This is a genomic window from Herbidospora yilanensis (assembly GCF_001570565.1).
Classification (GTDB): Bacteria; Actinomycetota; Actinomycetes; order Streptosporangiales; family Streptosporangiaceae; genus Herbidospora; species Herbidospora yilanensis.
Map to the genome: position 1 here is coordinate 39,249 of NZ_BBXE01000014.1, position 19,476 is coordinate 58,724.

Below are 19,476 nucleotides of genomic sequence, written 5' to 3' on the forward strand. Positions count from 1 at the left end.
ACGGCCGGGCGTAGGCGGGCCGTGTCGCCCGCTTTTTGTCGGTCCTTTGCCGTACGCTGCCGTGTCGTGATCTCGACATGATGGGCCACTCCCACGCGCTGACCGGGGCGATCGTCTGGCTGGGCATCGCGCCCGGGCTCTCCGCGCTTCCCTCGGTGCTCGACTTCCAGCCGTCGCTGGCGTTCGCCACCGCGATGTCCCCGGCCGAGTTGATCGCCGGGGCGATCATCTGCGCCGGGGCGGCCATGCTGCCCGACCTCGATCACCCCAGCGCCACGATCGCGCAGACCTTCGGGCCGGTCACGTGGCTCCTCAGCAAGGGGGTGAACTTCGTCAGCGGGGGGCATCGCAAGGCGACCCACTCGCTGCTGTTCGCGATCCTCATGGGGGTGGGGGCCCACCTGCTGGCCGAGCGGTTCACCGTGGGGCAGGACATCCTCGTCGTGTTGTCGATCGGGCTGGCGTTACGCGCGGTCGGCATCGGCGTGCCGGGGAACAAGATCGCTTCGGCGGTGGTCAACATCGTGCTGACCGGGGGCATATTCGCGGCGTTCTGGGGGCTGGGGGTGACCTACGCCTGGCTGGGGTTCGCGATCGGGATCGGCTGCTTCGTCCACGTTCTCGGCGACTGCCTGACCGAGCGGGGGTGCCCGGTGCTCTGGCCGCTCAAGCACAAGTGGCTGCTGCCGTGGGACTGGGGGCTGAAGACCGGGCAGAAGTTCGAGACCAAGATCCTCGCGCCGACGTTGTCGGTCGCCGTGTTCGCGCTGCTGTTCCTGCGGCTCATGCCGATGTGAGATCCCGCGGCGGAATGCGATATCTTGACATCAAGAGATATTCGCCCAAGGTTAGGCGAGCCTGACCGATCAACCCCTCCCGTGCGTACGGGAGGATGGCCGGGCGAGTTGTCAACAGAGAACCTTTGGGGAGGCGAGACTTCGTGTCCGCGAACAGCTTCGGCGCCCGTGACACACTGCGCGTGGGTGACGCGTCGTACGAGATCTACCGGCTGGACAGGGTCGAAGGGTCGGCGCGCCTCCCGTACAGCCTGAAGATCCTGCTGGAGAACCTGCTGCGCACCGAAGACGGCGCGAACATCACCGAGGCCCACATCAACGCCCTCGGTCAGTGGGACCCGTCGGCCGCGCCGAGCGTGGAGATCCAGTTCACCCCGGCCCGCGTGATCATGCAGGACTTCACCGGCGTGCCCTGCGTGGTCGACCTGGCCACCATGCGCGAGGCCGTGCGCGACCTCGGCGGCGACCCGGCCCGCATCAACCCGCTGGCCCCCGCCGAGATGGTCATCGACCACTCGGTCATCGTCGACTTCTTCGGCGGCCCCGACTCCTTCCAGCGCAACGTCGAGAAGGAGTACGAGCGCAACCACGAGCGCTACCAGTTCCTGCGCTGGGGCCAGACCGCGTTCGACGAGTTCAAGGTCGTGCCCCCGGGCACCGGCATCGTCCACCAGGTCAACATCGAGCACCTCGCCCGCGTGGTCATGATCCGCGACGGCAAGGCCTACCCCGACACCTGCGTCGGCACCGACTCCCACACCACGATGGAGAACGGCATCGGCGTGCTGGGCTGGGGCGTCGGCGGCATCGAGGCCGAGGCCGCGATGCTCGGCCAGCCGATCTCGATGCTCATCCCGCGTGTGGTCGGCTTCAAGCTCACCGGCAAGCTCCCGGCCGGCGCCACCGCCACCGACCTGGTGCTCGTCATCACCGAGATGCTGCGCAAGCACGGCGTGGTCGGCAAGTTCGTCGAGTTCTACGGCGAGGGCGTCTCGTCGGTGCCGCTGGCCAACCGGGCCACGATCGGCAACATGAGCCCCGAGTTCGGCTCCACCTGCGCGATCTTCCCGATCGACCAGGAGACGATCAACTACCTGACCCTGACCGGCCGCAGCGAGGAGCAGACCGCCCTCGTCGAGGCCTACGCCAAGGAGCAGGGCCTCTGGCTCGACCCCCACGCCGAGCCCGCGTTCTCCGAATACATCGAGCTCGACCTGTCCACCGTGGTGCCGTCGATCGCCGGGCCCAAGCGCCCGCAAGACCGCATCTCGCTGAGCGAGTCGAAGGAGATCTGGCGCCGCGACGTGCGCAACTACGTCACCGACTTCGACGGCGACGGCGTCGACGAGGCCGTCGAGGAGTCGTTCCCGGCCTCCGACGCGCCCGCCTCCAACGCCCGCGCCGGCGCCCCCCGCCCCCACAAGGCGGTGCCGGTCACCCTGGCCGACGGCACCAGCTTCGAGATCGATCACGGCGTCGTCACCATCGCCGCGATCACCTCGTGCACCAACACCTCCAACCCCTACGTGATGCTCGGCGCGGCGCTGCTCGCCCGCAACGCCGTCGAGAAGGGGCTGACTCGCAAGCCGTGGGTCAAGACCTCGCTCGCGCCCGGTTCCCAGGTCGTCACCGGCTACTTCGAGCGGTCGGGCCTCCAGCCCTACCTCGACAAGATCGGCTTCAACCTGGTCGGCTACGGCTGCACCACCTGCATCGGCAACTCGGGCCCGCTGCCCGAGGAGATCTCGGCCGCGATCCAGGCCAACGACCTCGCCGTCACGGCCGTGTTGTCGGGCAACCGCAACTTCGAGGGCCGCATCAACCCCGACGTGAAGATGAACTACCTGGCCTCGCCGCCGCTGGTGGTCGCCTACGCGCTCGCGGGCACCATGGACCTCGACCTGAACAACGAGCCGCTCGGCACCGGCGCCGACGGTCAGCCGGTCTTCCTGAAGGACATCTGGCCCGAGCCCGAAGAGGTCTCGCGGGTCGTCGCCGAGTCGATCGGCCAGGACATGTTCCTGCGCGACTACGCCGACGTCTTCAAGGGCGACGAGCACTGGCAGTCGCTGCCGATCCCGACCGGTGACACCTTCGAGTGGGACCCGGCCTCGACCTACGTGCGCAAGGCCCCCTACTTCGAGGGCATGCCCGCCAAGCCGGAGCCGGTCACCGACATCACCGGCGCCCGCGTGCTGGCGGTGCTGGGCGACTCGGTCACCACCGACCACATCTCGCCCGCCGGTTCGATCAAGGTCGGCACCCCCGCCGCCGACTACCTGAAGGAGAACGGCGTCGAGGTCAAGGACTTCAACAGCTACGGCTCCCGCCGCGGCAACCACGAGGTCATGATCCGCGGCACCTTCGCCAACATCCGGCTGAAGAACCTGCTGCTCAACGGCGTCGAGGGCGGCTACACCCGCGACTTCACCCAAGAGGGCGGCCCGCAGTCGTTCATCTACGACGCCTCGGTCAACTACCAGGCCGCCGGCACCCCGCTCGTCGTCCTGGCGGGCAAGGAGTACGGCTCCGGCTCCTCGCGCGACTGGGCGGCCAAGGGCACCGCGCTCCTGGGCGTGCGCGCGGTCATCGCCGAGTCCTACGAGCGCATCCACCGCTCCAACCTCATCGGCATGGGCGTGCTCCCGCTCCAGTACCCCGAGGGCGAGACCGCCGCGTCGCTCGGCCTGACGGGCGAGGAGACCTTCGAGATCACCGGCGTCGAGGAGCTCAACCAGGGCCACACCCCGGCGACCGTGACCGTCCGCGCGGGCGACAAGCAGTTCGAGGCGATCGTCCGCATCGACACGCCCGGCGAGGCCGACTACTACCGCCACGGGGGCATCATGCAGTACGTCCTGCGCTCCCTCCTCGCGAAGTAACCACGTCTCACCCCGGAAGCCGCCCGGACGCGATCCGGGCGGCTTCCGGGCTTCCATTCCGTTACGGCTCCGCCCGCCCGGCCCCTACCGCCGCCCCCGCTCCGCGCCGCCCGGGGCGCCGGCCACCCGCTCCCGCCTCGCGCCGCGACGCCGGGGAGCTCCGGCGAACACGGGCCCCACGGGATCGTATGCGCCGCCGGCCGTCGCGAATAGCGGTCGAATTCTTTTCGCCCCTCTCCGAATTGTGCGGAGATGAGCACCGGCCGTCCTGAAATCGCCGCTCTGACGCCCTTCTTCCGTGGCCTGCCGAAACGATCCGGTCGGCTTTGTTTCGCCGCTCGCCGAACCTTCGGTGCGGAGCGGACCGCATGGATTCCCTGTGCCAGGTAACTCTCCGCTACTCCGCTCGCCGAAGGTTGGGGGGCTCTACCGGCGGCTCTGGTCGATCCCACCAGAGGTCCGTCACCTACGGTAGCCATCGGCCGAAATGACCGAGCATGCACACCCCATTCCCGCATGCATTCGGTGGGTTGTCGCAGATATGAATGGCTCGTACCCAAATATCGGCGAGTGCCGTCTTGTTCGGTAAATCCGAAGCCTCGGTAAGTGTCCGCCCGCGGCAGGCGGGTTCGGCGGGGCCGGAACTCGTCGCGGTGGCCATGACGCCGGGGGGTGCCGCCGGTCATCGTGCGGTCATGATCACGTCCACCAAGCTCGGCGACCGGCTCAAGCCGCACGGCCGCCCCCGCCTGGCGGCCGGCTCCGACGCGCGGGGTCCGGGTCATCGACACGCGGCTGGTCGTGATGCGCACCGGCTTCCCGCCGGAGGGGGCGCGCCGTCGGGTTCGGGGTGCCGCCGCCGGGCGTCACCGGTTCACCGGGGGCCGCTCAGGTCTGTGACCTGGGCGGCTGCGTGGTTTTTACCCGGCCTTGGTGGGGTGGCCGGGTTCTTTGCGGGTACGTTTCTTCATTGTTACCCCGGGCAACAAACGTTACCGTCCCGTGTCTTTCCCCCAAGTTCCCTTGGGCTTACGTTGTCTCAAACAACATTCACCCATTAGGTGAGTCACACCCCCCGATAGACCCCCGGCCAGAAAGGACCCACGCATCATGCGCAAGGGGATCCTCAGCATCGGCGCCGCCTTCGCGGCCCTTTCCCTCGGTCTCACCGCGTGTGGCGGGGGTGACGAGGGCACCGGCGCAGCTCCCGAGACGACCGGCGCCGCCCCCGCGACGTCCGCCGCCGCCCCGGCTGGCAAGATCGGCGTCATCCTCCCCGACAGCAAGTCCTCCGCCCGGTGGGAGACCGCCGACCGCAAGTACCTCGAAGAGGCGTTCAAGGCCGCGGGTGTCGCCTACGACATCCAGAACGCCCAGGGTGACAAGACCCAGTTCCAGACCATCGCCGACCAGATGATCACCGGCGGCGTGACCGTGCTCGCGATCGTCAACCTCGACTCGGGCACCGGCAAGGCCGTCCTCGACAAGGCGAAGGCCCAGGGCATCGCCACCATCGACTACGACCGCCTCACCCTCGGCGGCAACGCCGACTACTACGTCTCCTTCGACAACACCGCCGTGGGCAAGCTCCAGGGCGAGGGCCTGTCGAAGTGCCTCGACGACGCCAAGGCCGAGAAGCCGATCATCTCCTACCTGAACGGCTCGCCGACCGACAACAACGCCACCCTCTTCAAGGAGGGTTACGACGGCGTGCTCAAGCCGAAGTTCGACTCGGGCGACTACGTCAAGGGCCCCGAGGACTCGGTTCCCGACTGGGACAACGCCCAGGCCGGCACCCTCTTCGAGCAGCAGCTCACCAAGGAGCCGAAGATCGCCGGCGTGCTCGCCGCGAACGACGGCCTCGGCAACGCCGCCATCGCGGTGCTGAAGAAGAACAACCTCAACGGCAAGGTCCCGGTCACCGGCCAGGACGCCACCGCGCAGGGCCTGCAGAACATCCTCGCCGGCGACCAGTGCATGACCGTCTACAAGGCCGTCAAGCAGGAGGCCGACGCCACCGCGCAGCTCGCCATCGCGCTGGCCAAGGGTGAGAAGCCCGCCGCCACCGGCACCGTCAAGGACAGCGAGACCGGCGCCGACGTGCCGGCCGTCCTGCTGACCCCGGTCGCCATCTACAAGGACAACGTGAAGGACGTCGTCGCCGACGGCTACGTCACGAAGGAAGAGCTCTGCACGGGCGACTTCGCCGCCCTGTGCACCGAGGCCGGCATCAGCTAAGTCGCTCCGCGGGTACGGCCCACGCACGCTCCCCCCGGCACAGGGCGTGGGCCGTGCCCCTTTCTGGAACCAGGAGTAGCCCATCGTGTCCACGGCACCCGTTCTGGAACTGCGCGGAATCGACAAGAGCTTCGGCCCCGTGCAGGTCCTCCACGATGTCGCCTTTTCGGTGTACCCCGGAGAGGTGACCGCTCTTGTCGGCGACAACGGCGCCGGTAAGTCCACCCTCGTCAAGTGCATCGGGGGCATCCACCCGTTCGACTCGGGCGAGTACTACTTCGAGGGCAGGCAGGTCCACGTCAGCGGCCCCCGCGACGCGGCCGCGCTCGGCGTCGAGATCGTCTACCAGGACCTCGCGCTCTGCGACAACCTCGACATCGTCCAGAACATGTTCCTCGGCCGGGAGCGCAAGCGCGGCCTGGTCCTCGACGAGGACACGATGGAGGAGATGGCGGCCAAGACCCTCGTGGGCCTGTCGGTCCGGACGGTCAAGTCCCTCCGCCAGCACGTCTCCAGCCTGTCCGGCGGCCAGCGGCAGACCGTCGCGATCGCCAAGGCCGTCCTGTGGAACAGCAAGGTCGTCATCCTCGACGAACCGACCGCCGCTCTGGGCGTCGCGCAGACCGCGCAGGTCCTGGAGCTGGTCCGCCGCCTGGCCGACAAGGGCCTGGCGGTCGTGCTCATCTCGCACAACATGAACGACGTCTTCGCGGTCTCCGACCGGATCGCCGCGTTGTACCTCGGCCGGATGGCCGCCCAGGTGAAGACCTCCGACGTCACCCACTCCCAGATCGTGGAGCTCATCACGGCCGGGCGCAGCGGGGAGCTCGGCCTGCAGAATGGCAAGGAAGCGACCGCATGACCACCACAACCGCTCCGGAGGAGAAGGCCGTCGCGACCTCCGCCGGGCTGAACCAGCAGGTCCGCGACTACGTGGAACGGGTGCGCGGAGGTGAACTCGGCGCCCTCCCGGCGGTCATCGGGCTCATCGTGCTGTGCACGGTCTTCGCGATCCTCTCGCCGGTCTTCCTGTCGCCGGTCAACTTCGCCAACCTGTTCACCCAGGGCGCGGGCGTCACCGTCATCGCGATGGGCCTGGTGTTCGTCCTGCTGCTGGGCGAGATCGACCTGTCGGCGGGCTTCGCCTCCGGCGTCTGCGCGGCCTTCCTCGGCGTGCTGCTCACCAACGAGGGCTGGCCCTGGTACGCCGCCGTGCTGGCCGCGATGCTGGTCGGCGTCGTGATCGGCCTGATCATCGGCTGGCTGGTGGCCAAGCTCGGCATCCCGTCGTTCGTCGTGACGCTGGCGGCGTTCCTGGCCTTCCAGGGCGTCGTGCTGATCCTGCTCGACGAGGGCACCAACATCTCGATCCGCGACTCGGTCATCCTGGCCATCGCCAACGAGAACATGTACCCGTGGCTCGGCTGGGCGCTCGTGGTCGTCGGTGTGCTCGCCTACGCCGGTCTCCAGCTCCTCAACAACCGCCGCAGGGCGGCCCGGGGCCTGGTCGCCGACCCGCTGTCGCTGATCGCCGTCCGCGTCGGCGCCCTCGCCGTCGCGTCGGGCTTCGCGGTGTACGTGCTGAACCTGGAGCGCAGCCGCAACCCGGGCGTCATCTCCCTGACGGGCGTGCCGGTCGTGGTGCCGATCATCCTGGTGCTGCTGCTGGTCTGGACGTTCGTGTTGCGCCGCACCCGTTTCGGCCGGCACATCTACGCCGTCGGCGGCAACGCCGAGGCGGCCCGCCGGGCCGGCATCAACGTCGACCGGATCAAGATCTCCGCGTTCGTCATCTGCTCCTTCATGGCGTCCGTCGGCGGCATCATCGCGGCCTCGCGGGCCAACTCCGTCGACCCCAACACGGGCGGCAGCAACGTGCTGCTGTTCGCGGTCGGCGCCGCGGTCATCGGCGGCACGTCGTTGTTCGGCGGCAAGGGCCGGGCCCTCGATGCCGTCCTCGGTGGCGCGGTCGTCGCGGTCGTCATCAACGGCATGGGCCTGATGGGCTACAGCTCCAGCGTGAAATACGTGGTCACCGGCGCGGTGCTGCTGCTCGCGGCGGGTGTGGACGCCCTCTCCCGCAAGCGGGCGTCGGCATCCGGCCGCCGATAGGGTGGGCGCGAACGACGACCCCCCGGCACCAGAGGCAGGACGCATGTTGCGCGCAGGTCCCTCTCAGGAGGAGATCCGCCGTCACAACCTCGGCACCCTCCTGCGCCACGTCCACCTCGGCGGCCCGACCTCGCGGGCCGAACTGACCAGCCGCATGGGGCTGAACCGCAGCACCATCATGGCGCTGACGGCCGACCTCACCGCGGCCGGTCTGGTACGCGAGGAACTGCCGAAGGAGACCGGCCGGGCCGGCCGCCCCTCGCTGGTGGTCCGGCCCGAGTCCTCGCGGGTCTACGTCCTCGCCTTCGACGTGGGCGTCGACCGGCTGGTCGCCGCCCGGGTCGGGCTGGGCGGGGTCATCCTCGACCGCCGCTGGGCGGTGCGCCCCCGCGGCGCCTTCGACCTGAACGAGTCGGTCGCCACGCTGGCCGGGTTCGCCCGCCAGATGCACCGCAAGACCAGGGCCGACACCGTCTGCGTCGGCGCGGCGGCGGCGTTCTGCGGCGCGGTCCGCAAGGCCGACGGCCTGGTCCGCTTCAGCCCCAACCTGGAGATGGAAGACGGCCCGTTCGGCGAGGAGTTGTCCAAGCGCCTGGCGATGGGCCTGCCGGTGACCGTCGGCAACGACGCCAACCTGGGCGCGCTCGCCGAGCACACCCGGGGCACCGGGACGGGCTGCCGCGACCTCGTCTACCTGCACGGCGACGTCGGCATCGGCGGCGGCATCGTGGTCAACGGCCAGTTGCTCGGCGGCGCGGCCGGCTACGGCGGCGAGGTCGGCCACATGGTGGTCAACCCCGGCGGCCGGGCCTGCGGCTGCGGCTCCCACGGCTGCCTGGAGGCCGAAGTGGGGGAGCGGGCGCTGCTCGAACACGCCGGCAGCTCCGGCGTCCACCGCCTGGCGGCGGGCCGGGGCCGCGACGGCATCCACGCGGTCGTCGAGGCGGCCGACCGCGGCGACATAATCGCTCAGGACGCGCTCCACCGGGTGGGCGACTGGCTCGGCATCGGCGTCGCCAACCTGGTGAACGTCTTCAACCCCGAGGTCGTCATCTTCGGCGGCACCCTGCGCGAGATCTATCTCGGCTCGGCCGCGCAGGTCCGCAGCCGCCTCAACCTGGCCACCCACCCCGCGCTGCGGGAGGCGCTGCGGCTGCGCACCTCGGAGCTCGGCGACGACGCGACGCTGGTCGGGGCCGCCGAGCTGGCCTTCACGAAGGTACTCGCCGACCCTCTTGAGGTGCTCGCGCGGATGAGCGGGTAGCCGGGCGCAGCACCACGAGAGCCACCACGAAGGCGACCGCGAGCAGCCCCGCCGACACGGTGAACGCCAGCCGGTAGCCCTCGGTCAGCGCGACCGCCCCCGGCGCGCCCTCACCCAGCAGGCTCTCGGTGCGGCCCGCCGCCAGGGTCGACGCCACCGCCACGCCGAGGGCCATGCCGATCTGCTGGGTGGTGTTGAACAGGCCCGAGGCCAGCCCGGCGTCGTCGTCGCGGGCGTCCGACATGCCGAGGTTCGTCAGGGCGGGCAGCACCAGCCCGCCCCCGGCGATCAGCAGCATCACCGGCAGCAGGTCGGTGACGTAGACGGCCTCCACGGGCACGCGGGTCAGCCAGCCCATCGCGGCCACCAGCAGCACCAGGCCCGTGAGCAGCACCGCGCGGGTCCCGTACCGGTTGTTGAGCCGGGCCGAGACGAACAGCGACACCCCGCCGATGGCCACGGCGGCGGGCAGCATGGCCAGGCCCGTCGCGAGAGCGCCGTACCCGAGGACCCGCTGCATGTAGAGGGCGACCAGGACCTGGAAGGAGAACATGGCCGACAGCGCCAGGATCTGCACCGCGTTCGCGCCCGACACGTTCCTCGACCGGAACACGCGCAGCGGCATCAGCGGGGTGCGCGCGGTCGCCTGGCGGACGAAGAAGCCGGCCAGCAGCGCGACCGACAACCCGCCGTAGGCGAGGGTCTGCCCGGCGCCGTGTCCTTCGATCCCGACCACGGTGTAGACGCCCAGCATCAGCCCGGCGGTGACCAGCGCCGCTCCGGCGACGTCGGCCCCGGCGGACCGGCCCGCGCCGCGTTCGGCGGGCAGCGCCCTGATCGCGAGCAGGATCGTGGCCAGCCCGATCGGCACGTTGATGAAGAAGATCCAGTGCCAGTCGAGGGTGTCGGTGAGCACGCCGCCGAGCACCTGCCCGATCGAGGCGCCGGCCGCGCCGGTGAAGCTGAACACCCCGATCGCCTTCGCCCGTTCGGCGGGGTCGGTGAAGAGCGTCACCAGGATGCCCAGCACGACCGACGAGGCCAGCGCGCTGCCCACGCCCTGCAGGAACCGGGCGGCGACCAGCATTTCGGGGGTGCCGGCCAGCCCGGCCAGCAGCGAGGCCGCGACGAAGACGGCGTTCCCGGCGAGGAACACGCGTTTGCGGCCGATCAGGTCGCCGAGCCGCCCGGACAGCAGCAGCAGGCCGCCGAAGGGGATCAGGTAGGCGTTGACCGTCCAGCTCAGGGCGGCCGAGCCGAAGCCGAGGTCGTGCTGGATGGCGGGCAGCGCCACGGTCACGATGCTGCCGTCGAGGATGGTCATCAGCATGGCGGTCGACAGGACCGCCAAGGCGAGCCAACGGGACATGGTCGTCTCCTGTTCGGGGGGAACGGAAACGACCGTATCAGATAGTTTTGTTGTAGACGATCCCCGTCGGACCTACTTGGCGCGCTGCCGTGCCCGCCGGGCGCCCTGCGGCGCTTCGACGGGGGTCGCCAGATGTCCTTCGGTCAGCCGGGTCAGCAGCCCGACGAGGACGCGCCCCTCCTCCGGGGACAGGGCGTCGAGGGCCTCGCGGTGGACGCGGTCGGCGATGCGCTGACTCCGCGCCGCCACCTCGGCGCCCTTCTCGGTGACCGCGATGATCCGGGCCCGGCGGTCGGTGCTCGACGGCCGCCGTTCGGCCAGGCCCGCCTGCTCCAGGGCGTCGACGGTGACCACCATCGTGGTCTTGTCCATGTCGCCGATCTCGGCGAGCTGGATCTGGGTGCGCTCCTCTTCGAGCGCGTGCACCAGCACGCAGTGCATGCGGGCGGTCAGCCCGATCTCGGCCAGCGCGGCCGCCATCCGGGTCCGCAGCACGTGGCTGGTGTGGTCGAGCAGGAAGGAAAGGTCCGGTTCGGTACGGGAGGGCGCCATCGCGGTCATCTGCCCAGGATAGACAACCGCTCCCGTACCGGATCGTCTCCGACGGGAGGACTAGGCGACCCGCGCGTTGGGCGCGGTCCAGGTGTTGCACGACAGGAACGACTGCGAGTCGTAGCCCCGCTCCAGCCAGAAGGCCTGGTTGCGGCCCTTGCCGTGGACGGTGTCGGAGGCGTGCTTGGCGGCCCAGTCGACGACCTGGTCCCACTCCTCGAACACGACCGGCAGGCTCTCCTGCACCGCGCCGAGGAAGACGCCGGCCATGCACTCGGCCTGCTGCTCGACCCGGTGGCTCAGGTAGTCGCGGGCCGTCTTGGTGCGCGCCTGCGCGTAGAGCCGGTTGTACGCCGGCACGATGCCGGCGCGCTGCTGGGCGTGGTGGCCGATCTCGTGGGCCATGGTCTTGGCCAGCGTGAGACCCCACGGGTTGCGGACCGTGGCCTTCGGGAGGAACTGGTAGATGGTCTGGGACGACGGGCAGTAGTGGGCGGTGTAGGTGTTGCTGAGCTTGCCGCACGGCGTCCTGGTGCCGCTGGCCCGGATGATGATCTTCGGTACCCGGTAGGCGCCCAGGCCGGCCGCCCTGAACTGGCGGGCGTACATCTGGTTCACGCAGCGGGCGACCTTGAGCAGGTAGGCCTTGAGGGAGTTCGCGCTGCCCTTGCGCGGCTCGCCGGGGGAGCAGGTGAACGAGTCGACGGCGCCCGACCGGTAGAGCCGGTTCTTCGTCAGCACTGTCGGGAACCCGCGCTTCGCGGCGGCCGGCGCGGCCATCGGGGCCTGGGCGGCGGCGGGCCCTGCGGCCGACGGTGCGGCCGACGGTGCGGCGGCCAGGGGCGGGGGAGAGGAGGTGGCCTGGGCGGCGGAGCCCGTCACGACGAGGACGGAGAGCGCGCCGGAGGCCAGTGCGATCAGGGGAATTCGCATGGTGTGCAGACCATATTGCAGGTCTTATTGGAGAGTAAAGTCGGGTAAATACGGATATTTACGGCGGCCATCCCGCGTGGATGACCGCCGCACCGCAGGTCAGGCCACCTGTGAGGCAGGAGCCTTGTAGGTGTTGCACACGCTGGGCGAACCCGCCTTGAAGCCGCGGTCGGTCCACGCCGCCCGGCTCTTGCCGCCGCCGTGGCTGGGGTCCCCCATGTCCTCCTTGATGTAGGTCAGCAGTTGCCGCCAGTCATGGGAGTCGCGCCCCGTGGAGGCCCAGATGCTGCGCAGGAACGCCCCGGAGAGGCAGTCGGCCTGCAGTTCCAGGCGGGCGTGCCACTTGTAGGCGGCCTTCGTGTTCTTCGGCATCAGCTTGTAGTGGGCCTTGATGATCCCCGACCGCTGCTGCACGTGGTGGCCGTACTCGTGGGCCAGCACGTAGAAGAGGAAGGGCGTGCCCTCGTACTCGAGCATCCAGCCGTCGACCAGGACGACGAGGCCCTGGGTGTCCTGGCAGTAGGCGCCGCCCCAGAAGCCGTCCATGTTCCCGCACGCTCGGGTCCTGGTCGGCTTGCTGATGAACTCCATGCCCGGCTGGCGGAACGGGAGCTTGGCCTTCTTGAAGAAGGAGGTCCAGGTGGCGTCGAGGCACTCGGCGCCCTCGCGCAGGTAGTTCTGCGCGGTCAGGAAGTCCTCGATCGTCACGGAGTATTCGGGACACGACCGGACCGGCAGCTTGCCGGACGTGTAGATCGGGTTCTTCGTCAGGGCGGACAGACCGGTCGGAACAGGCCGTGCGTGGACCGTTCCGGGCGCCAGCAGGGGCGCCACCAAACCTGCCACCAGTAAGGGGATGATTTTTCGCACGAATTCAGGAGGGTACGGGACAAGTCAACCACCCGTAAAGGGATTCTCCAGGCCTCGGAGCCGGAAGCCGGGCGTTGTCGAACTACACTCCTACTGTTCGACGGCGAACGGGAAAGGAATCGCAGTGGGCCTTCTGGAGTCCCTGAGCGGACCGACCGACCTCAAAGCACTCGACGCGAGCGAGCTGCCCCGGCTCGCCGAGGAGATCCGTGACCTTCTGGTCCGCTCCGTCGCGAACTCGAAGGCGGGTGGTCACCTGGGTCCGAACCTCGGGGTGGTCGAGCTGACGATCGCGATCCACCGCGTCTTCGACTCCCCCCACGACCGCGTCGTCTGGGACACCGGCCACCAGTCCTACGTCCACAAGATGCTGACCGGCCGCGCCGACCAGTTCGACGGCCTGCGCCAGGAGGGCGGCCTGTCGGGCTATCCGAGCCAGGCGGAGTCGCCCCACGACATCGTGGAGAACTCCCACGCCTCCACCGCCCTCTCGTGGGGCGACGGCATCGCCAAGGGCTTCCGCCTGACCGGAAGCGACCGCCACGTCGTCGCGGTCATCGGCGACGGCGCCCTCACCGGCGGCATGGCGTGGGAGGCGCTCAACAACATCGCGCTGACCAAAGACCTGCCGCTGGTCATCGTGGTCAACGACAACGGCCGCTCCTACTCCCCGACGATCGGCGGCCTGGCCACCCACCTGGCCAAGCTGCGCGTCACCCAGAGCTACGAGCAGGTCCTGGAGTTCGTGAAAGACAAGTTCGGCAACGTGCCGGTCCTCTACGACACCCTCCACGGCATCAAGAAGGGCCTCAAAGACGTCCTGGCCCCGCAGGTCATGTTCGAAGACCTCGGCATCAAATACGTCGGCCCGATCGACGGCCACGACGAGCCCGCGATGGAGACCGCGCTCCGCAAGGCCAAGTCCTACGGCGGCCCGGTCATCGTCCACGTCGTGACGAAGAAGGGCCAGGGCTACGAACCGGCCGAGAACCACGACGAAGACTGCTTCCACGCGCCGCAGCCCTTCGACATCCTCACCGGCGAGGAGCGGCCCAAGCAGCTCGGCTGGACCGACGTCTTCAGCGAGGAGATGGTGCGCGTCGGCGCCGAGCGCCCCGACGTTGTCGCCATCACCGCCGCGATGCTCCACCCGACCGGCCTGGCCCACTTCGCCGCCCTCTACCCCGACCGCATCTTCGACGTCGGCATCGCCGAGCAGCACGCCCTGACCAGCGCGGCCGGCCTGTGCATCGGCGGCCTGAAGCCGGTCGTCGCGGTCTACGCGACCTTCCTCAACCGCGCCTTCGACCAGTTGCTCATGGACGTCGCCCTCCACCGGCTCCCGGTCACCGTGGTGCTCGACCGCGCCGGCGTGACCGGCGACGACGGCGCCAGCCACAACGGCATGTGGGACCTGTCGATCCTCCAGGTCGTGCCCGGTCTCCAGGTCGCGGTGCCGCGCGACGCCACCCGGCTGCGCGAACTGCTCGGCGAGGCGCTGCGGGTCACCGACGGCCCGACCGTGGTGCGCTTCCCCAAGGGCGCCCTGGTCAAAGAGGTCGAGGCGATCGGCGAGATCGGCTCGATGGAGCTGCTGCGCGAGGGTGAGGGCGAACCCGACGTGCTCATCGTCGCGGTCGGCCCGATGGCCGAGGTCAGCCTCGACGCCGCCGGGCTGCTGGCCGCCCAGGGCATCTCCGTCACGGTCGTCGACCCGCGCTGGGTCAAGCCGCTCGACGAGTCGCTGACGCTGCTGGCCGCCGCCCACAAGCTGGTCGCGGTGGTCGAGGACAACGGCCGCGTGGGCGCGGTCGGCGACGCCGTGTCGCGGCTGCTGCGCGACCACGACATCGACGTGCCGGTCCGCAACTTCGGGCTGGCCCAGGAGTTCCTCGACCACGCCAAGCGGCCGAAGATCCTGGCCGACGCCGGGCTGACCGCGATCGACCTGGCGGGTGAGCTGGCCGACGCGCTGCGCCGCCGCGCCGCCGTCGAGTTCTAACGCCTCTCGACGACCCGGCTGACCACGAAGCCGATCGTGGCCGCGACCAGCGCGACCCCGGCCGCGATCGGCATGATCAGCCCCTCGTTCCGGCGGGCCGCCTCACCGGCGAGCGCGCCGAGGGCGACGTAGCCGACGACCCAGATCGTGCCGCCGGCCATGGCCCAGAGGCCGAACCGGCGGCGCGGCATGGCCAGGATCCCGGCCAAGACCGGGGTCAGCGCGTTGAGGCCCGGCACGAAATAGGTCAGCGCGATCAGCCAGCCGCTGCCGTGGAGCACCTCTTCGGCCTGTTTCCACTTCTCGTCGCCGACCCACCGGCCCAGCCGGCTCGCCCGCACGCGCGGCCCGAAGCGGCGTCCGATCCAGTGGCCCGAGAACGCACTCACCGCGACGCCGCCCACTCCGCCCGCGACCACCAGCGGGCCTTCGGCGAGGGTGTCGACCGTCGTCCCGGCGATGATCAGCGACAGGTCGCCGGGCACGATGACGCCGATGAGCAGCATGCCTTCGAGGGCGACGTACAGGAGGGTGACGGCGGCGACGAGGTAGGGGCTCTGGTCGGTCAGCCAGTCGAGGAGCTGGTCCACGGCATCGAGCATCGTCTCCCTCTGCCCAGCGGCTATCCGGTCACGCCTTGGACCACGAGCCACAACCCGGCCCCGGCCAGCAGCAGCCCGCTCGCGGCCAGCGTCGCGCGGTAGGCGCGCGGGCCCAGCCGGTGCCGCCCGGCGGCGACGAGCCCGGCCAGGACCACCTTGGCGCCGACGAGGAGCAGATAGAAGCCGATCAGGAACGCGGCGGCCGGGCCGAGGCCCCGCTCCCAGGCGGCCACGACGAGCGGCCCGCCGACGGTGATCCAGAACAACCACGGGTGCGGGTTGGTCAGGTTGACCAGCACGCCTTTGCCGACCTGCGAGGGCACCCTCTCGCCGGGCGCCGGGAGGACGGCCGTGCGGGCCGCCGTGACGGCCTCGGCGCCGAGGTAGACGACGTACAGGCCCCCGGCGATCGACAGACCCCGCAGCAGACCGGACGGGAGCGCGCCCGCGAGCACGATCGACGACACCACGACGGGCAGGTCGGAGAGCAGCGGCACGCACGCCATGCGCAGCCCGGCCGGGAAACCCCCGCGAAGGCTCGCGGTGATGACCAGGCCGAGCAGCGCGCCCGGGGCGACCCCGGCGCCGAGGCCGAGGCCGATTCCGAGCATCAGTTCCCGCACATCACGGGAGCCTAGGGGAGGAACCGGGCTCCGTTGACCGCCTCGGAGACGCCCGTCCGGTCGAGGTAGGGCGTGATGCCGCCCAGGTGGAACGGCCAGCCCGCGCCCAGGATCAGGCACAGGTCGATGTCCTGCGGCGCGGAGACGACCCCCTCGTCGAGCATGATGCGGATCTCCTCCGCCAGCCCGCGCAGCGCCCGTTCCCGCACCTCCTGCTCGTTCGAGACGAACCCGCGGCCCGGGTGGAGCGTGTCGCCGCCGGTGGCCACCATCGTGGCCAGCGCGGCCGAGACCGGGAACCGGTCGGGGTAGGCGGCGTTCATGGTCTCGGCGACGTGCAGCGCGACCGCCGGGCCGACCAGCTTGAGCAGCGTGAACGGCGTCATCGGCAGGCCGAGCCCGTCGAGCGCGTGGTCGGCGACGTCGGCGGAGGTGCCCGAGTCGACCGACGCCAGCACCTCGCCCATGAACCGGGTGAGCAGCCGGTTCACCACGAACGCGGGCGCGTCCTTGACCAGCACCGCCGACTTGCGGAGCTGCTTGGCCGCGGCGAACGCGGTCGAGACGGTCACGTCGTCGGTCCGCTCGCCGCGCACGATCTCCAGCAGGGGCATGACCGCGACCGGGTTGAAGAAGTGGAACCCGACGAGCCGCTCGGGGTGGCGCAGCCGCGACGCCATTTCGGTGACCGACAGGGAAGAGGTGTTGGTCGCCAGCACGCAGGTGTCGGAGACGACCTCCTCGACCTCGGCGAACACCTGCTGCTTGACCTTCAGGTCCTCGAACACCGCCTCGATGACGAAGTCGGCGTCGGCGAACGCCTCCTTGGTCAGCGACCCGGTGACCAGCGTCTTCAGGCGGGTGGCCTGGTCGGCGGTGACGCGGCCCTTGGCCCGGAGCGTGTCGATCTCCTGGTGGACGTGGCCGACGCCCCTGTCGACGCGTTCCTGGTCGAGGTCGGTCAGCACGACCGGCACCTGCAGCCGCCGCGCGAACAGCAGCGCGAACTGCGAGGCCATCAGCCCCGCGCCGACCACGCCGATCTTGGTGATCGGGCGGCCCGGCACCCCGGGCACCCCGGCCGGCTTCTTGGCCCGCCGCTGCGTCAGGTCGAAGGCGTAGAGCCCGGCGCGCAGCTCGTCGCTCATGATGAGGTCGGCCAGCGCGTCGTCCTCGGCCGCGAACCCGGTGTCGCGGTCGCTCGTGCGGGCCCGCTCGATGAGCTCCAGGGCCCGGTACGGAGCCGGCGCCGCCCCCCGGATCTTCAGGTCGACCAGCTCGCGGGCCTGGGCCACGACGGGCGCCCAGTCGGTGGACTCGTGCCCCGGCCGCTCGACCAGGACGTCGCCGTTGACCACCCTGGCGGCCCAGCGCAGCGACTCCTCCAGGAAGTCGGCCGGCTCGAACAGCGCGTCGGCGAGCCCCAGCCCGTAGGCCTCCGGCCCCTTGATCATGCGGTTCTGCGACAGCGGATTCTCGACGATCAGCTTGATCGCCTTCTCCGGCCCGATCAGCCGCGGGGTCAGGTAGGTGCCGCCCCAGCCCGGCACCAGCCCGAGGAAACACTCGGGGAAGGCGACCGCGGGCACCCCGGCGGAGATCGTCCGGTACGTGCAGTGGAGCGCCAGCTCCAGGCCGCCGCCCATCGCGGCGCCGTTCACGAACGCGAACGAGGGGACCGTCAGCTCCCCGAGCCGCCGGAACACGTCGTGGCCGAGCCGCCCCACGAGGTGGGCCTGCTCCCGGCCGGAGATGGTGGCGGCCTCCTTGAGGTCGGCCCCCACCGCGAAGATGAACGGCTTGCCGGTGACCCCGACGGCGGCCAGGTCGGTGCGCTTCTCGATCGAGTCGAGGGCGTTCTTCAGCTCGTTGAGCCCGCCCTCGCCGAAGGTGTTCGGCTTGGTGTGGTCTTCGCCGTTGTCGAGGGTGATCAGCGCCATCGTGCCCGCGCCGTAGGGCAGTTCGACGTCGCGGACCAGGGCGTGCGTTACCAGCTCGCTCATGCCAGGTTCTCCCAGATGACGGTGCCGCCCATGCCGAGGCCGACGCACATGGTGGTGATGCCGTAACGGACCTCGGGGTGCTCGGCCATGCTGCGCGAGAGCTGCGTCATCAGCCGCACGCCGCTCGACGCGAGGGGGTGGCCGTAGGCGATCGCGCCGCCGTAGGGGTTCACCCGGGGGTCGTCGTCGGCGATGCCGAAGTGGTCGAGGAAGGCCAGCACCTGGACCGCGAACGCCTCGTTGATCTCGAACAGCCCGATGTCGCCGATCGACAACCCCGCCAGCCGCAGCGCCCGCTCGGTCGAGGGGATCGGCCCGACGCCCATCAGCTCGGGGTCGACGCCCGCGAAGGCGTAGGAGACCAGGCGCATCCGCCCGGTCAGCCCCAGTTCGGCCGCGACGTCCTCGGCGGCGACGACGCAGCCGGTGGCGCCGTCGTTGATGCCGGAGGCGTTGCCCGCCGTCACGTTGCCGTGGGGCCGGAAGGGCGTCTTGAGGTTGGCCAGCCCCTCCATGGAGGTGCCGGGCCGCATGGCCTCGTCGGCGGTGGCCAGGCCCCAGCCCTCTGCGGCCTTCCGGGTGGCCATCGGCACCAGGTCGGGCTGGATCACGCCGTCGGCGTAGGCCTTGGCGGCGCGCTCCTGTGAGAGCACGGCGTAGGCGTCGGCCCGCTGCTTGGTGATCGCCGGGTAGCGGTCGTGCAGGTTCTCCGCCGTCATGCCCATGACCAGGGCCGAGCCGTCGACCAGTTGCTCGGACAGGAAACGCGGGTTGGGGTCGACCCCCTCGCCCATCGGGTGGCGGCCCATGTGCTCGACGCCGCCGGCGATGGCGACGTCGTAGGCGCCGAAGGAGATCCCGCCCGCCACGGTGGTCACGGCGGTCATCGCGCCCGCGCACATGCGGTCGATGGCGTAGCCGGGAACGGTCTTGGGCAGGCCCGCCAGGATCGCGGCCGACCGGCCGATCGTGAGGCCCTGGTCGCCGATCTGGGTGGTGGCCGCGACGGCGACCTCGTCGACCCGCTCGGGCGGCAACGACGGGTTGCGGCGCAGCAGTTCGCGGATGACGCGGACGACCAGATCGTCCGCCCTGGTCTCGGCGTAGAGGCCCTTGGGCCCCGACTTGCCGAACGGCGTGCGAACGCCGTCGACGAAGACGACTTCACGTGACGCGGGCACGGTATCTCCCTATCTGCGTGGGCTGACACCCTAATGCTACTCGTGAGT

General features: G+C 70.3%; 15 protein-coding genes. 7 read left to right on the forward strand and 8 right to left on the reverse strand.

Annotation, left to right across the window (positions count from 1 at the left end):
* Nucleotides 1-77: 77 nt before the first annotated feature.
* From AW273_RS04590 to AW273_RS04615, 6 genes are all read left to right on the forward strand, one after another.
* A complete protein-coding gene (locus AW273_RS04590) occupies nt 78-797 on the forward strand; it encodes a metal-dependent hydrolase (RefSeq protein ID WP_062345534.1) in 720 nt (239 codons plus the stop codon).
* A 143-nt stretch (nt 798-940) separates the two neighbouring features.
* Nucleotides 941-3,679 carry an aconitate hydratase AcnA gene (gene acnA / locus AW273_RS04595; protein ID WP_062345536.1) on the forward strand — a complete coding sequence of 913 codons (2,739 nt, stop codon included), beginning with the start codon at nt 941-943 and terminating at the stop codon, nt 3,677-3,679.
* Between the two features lie 1,110 nt (nt 3,680-4,789).
* Nucleotides 4,790-5,917: a sugar ABC transporter substrate-binding protein gene (locus tag AW273_RS04600; RefSeq protein WP_062345538.1), complete on the forward strand. Its 1,128-nt coding sequence runs from the start codon at nt 4,790-4,792 to the stop codon at nt 5,915-5,917.
* An 85-nt stretch (nt 5,918-6,002) separates the two neighbouring features.
* Nucleotides 6,003-6,779, forward strand: coding sequence for an ATP-binding cassette domain-containing protein (locus AW273_RS04605; protein ID WP_062345540.1), 777 nt, complete (start codon nt 6,003-6,005; stop codon nt 6,777-6,779).
* On the forward strand, nt 6,776-8,029 hold the full coding sequence (locus AW273_RS04610; protein ID WP_062345543.1) for a sugar ABC transporter permease: 1,254 nt from the start codon (nt 6,776-6,778) through the stop codon (nt 8,027-8,029). Before AW273_RS04605 ends, AW273_RS04610 begins: the two co-directional genes overlap by 4 nt.
* Before the next feature lie 43 nt (nt 8,030-8,072).
* Nucleotides 8,073-9,293, forward strand: coding sequence for an ROK family transcriptional regulator (locus AW273_RS04615; RefSeq protein WP_083949507.1), 1,221 nt, complete (start codon nt 8,073-8,075; stop codon nt 9,291-9,293).
* Here AW273_RS04615 and AW273_RS04620 read toward each other — a convergent pair.
* The 4 genes from AW273_RS04620 to AW273_RS04635 all read right to left on the reverse strand — a co-directional run bounded on the left by AW273_RS04620 (nt 9,241) and on the right by AW273_RS04635 (nt 12,993).
* The gene (locus tag AW273_RS04620; protein ID WP_062345545.1) at nt 9,241-10,662 is read right to left on the reverse strand and encodes an MFS transporter; all 1,422 of its coding nucleotides are present in this window, start codon (nt 10,660-10,662) and stop codon (nt 9,241-9,243) included. The genes AW273_RS04615 and AW273_RS04620 overlap by 53 nt on opposite strands.
* 72 nt (nt 10,663-10,734) lie before the next feature.
* Nucleotides 10,735-11,223: a MarR family winged helix-turn-helix transcriptional regulator gene (locus AW273_RS04625; RefSeq protein WP_062345546.1), complete on the reverse strand. Its 489-nt coding sequence runs from the start codon at nt 11,221-11,223 to the stop codon at nt 10,735-10,737.
* Nucleotides 11,224-11,274: 51 nt separating this feature from the next.
* Nucleotides 11,275-12,147, reverse strand: a complete 873-nt coding sequence (locus AW273_RS04630) for a neutral zinc metallopeptidase (RefSeq protein WP_062345548.1) — start codon at nt 12,145-12,147, stop codon at nt 11,275-11,277.
* Nucleotides 12,148-12,246: 99 nt separating this feature from the next.
* Complete coding sequence (locus tag AW273_RS04635; protein ID WP_198168006.1) at nt 12,247-12,993, reverse strand: neutral zinc metallopeptidase; 747 nt, start codon at nt 12,991-12,993, stop codon at nt 12,247-12,249.
* A 148-nt stretch (nt 12,994-13,141) separates the two neighbouring features.
* Between AW273_RS04635 and dxs the strand changes: the two genes are divergently transcribed.
* Nucleotides 13,142-15,019, forward strand: a complete 1,878-nt coding sequence (dxs, locus tag AW273_RS04640; protein ID WP_062345552.1) for a 1-deoxy-D-xylulose-5-phosphate synthase — start codon at nt 13,142-13,144, stop codon at nt 15,017-15,019.
* Here dxs and AW273_RS04645 read toward each other — a convergent pair.
* The 4 genes from AW273_RS04645 to AW273_RS04660 are packed head-to-tail and all read right to left on the reverse strand — an operon-like array spanning nt 15,016 to nt 19,428.
* Complete coding sequence (locus AW273_RS04645; protein WP_062345554.1) at nt 15,016-15,621, reverse strand: DedA family protein; 606 nt, start codon at nt 15,619-15,621, stop codon at nt 15,016-15,018. The genes dxs and AW273_RS04645 overlap by 4 nt on opposite strands.
* Before the next feature lie 20 nt (nt 15,622-15,641).
* Nucleotides 15,642-16,244: a LysE family translocator gene (locus tag AW273_RS04650; RefSeq protein WP_062345557.1), complete on the reverse strand. Its 603-nt coding sequence runs from the start codon at nt 16,242-16,244 to the stop codon at nt 15,642-15,644.
* A gap of 11 nt (nt 16,245-16,255) precedes the next feature.
* Complete coding sequence (locus AW273_RS04655) at nt 16,256-18,247, reverse strand: 3-hydroxyacyl-CoA dehydrogenase NAD-binding domain-containing protein (RefSeq protein ID WP_062345558.1); 1,992 nt, start codon at nt 18,245-18,247, stop codon at nt 16,256-16,258.
* Nucleotides 18,244-19,428 (reverse strand): thiolase family protein, encoded by a 1,185-nt coding sequence (locus AW273_RS04660; protein ID WP_062345561.1) that lies wholly within the window; start codon nt 19,426-19,428, stop codon nt 18,244-18,246. The genes AW273_RS04655 and AW273_RS04660 overlap by 4 nt, the downstream gene beginning before the upstream one ends.
* Nucleotides 19,429-19,476: the final 48 nt, after the last annotated feature.